This window comes from Psychrobacter piechaudii, assembly GCF_900162825.1.
GTDB lineage: Bacteria > Pseudomonadota > Gammaproteobacteria > Pseudomonadales > Moraxellaceae > Psychrobacter > Psychrobacter piechaudii.
On sequence record NZ_FUGE01000015.1, the window covers coordinates 1 to 358 of the forward strand.

At 43.6% G+C, this 358-nt stretch carries 1 protein-coding gene; it reads right to left on the minus strand.

Features of this window, described 5'->3' with window-relative positions:
• Nucleotides 1-3: 3 nt before the first annotated feature.
• On the minus strand, nucleotides 4-358 hold a 355-nt coding region (locus A1019T_RS00095), incomplete at its 5' end, for an RNA-guided endonuclease InsQ/TnpB family protein (RefSeq protein WP_143514044.1).

A 358-nucleotide genomic window follows, 5' to 3' on the forward strand; every position in this document is an offset into this window, starting at 1 on the left:
TCGCTAAACCGAGGGGATTCCTACAGCTAGACGGTCAAGCCCGACCGCGAGGATGTTCTTAGCAGCATTGATATCTCTATCATGCCATGTGCCACACTCAGCACAAGTCCATCCTCTTATTCGCAAACCTGCTCTACCTTTTGGACTACTGTCACTTATTTTATGGCAGCACGAGCAGGTCTGGGTAGTGTAACTCTCATTTACGATCTCAAACTGACAACCTGCATGCTTGCATTTGTATTCCAGTTGTCGTTTAAGTTCAAACCATCCTGCATCGTATGTTGATTTAGCTAGATTGGTTTTTCTAGTTGTAAATGAGCGAGATTTAACATCACCAACCACAATTAAGCTGTTATCT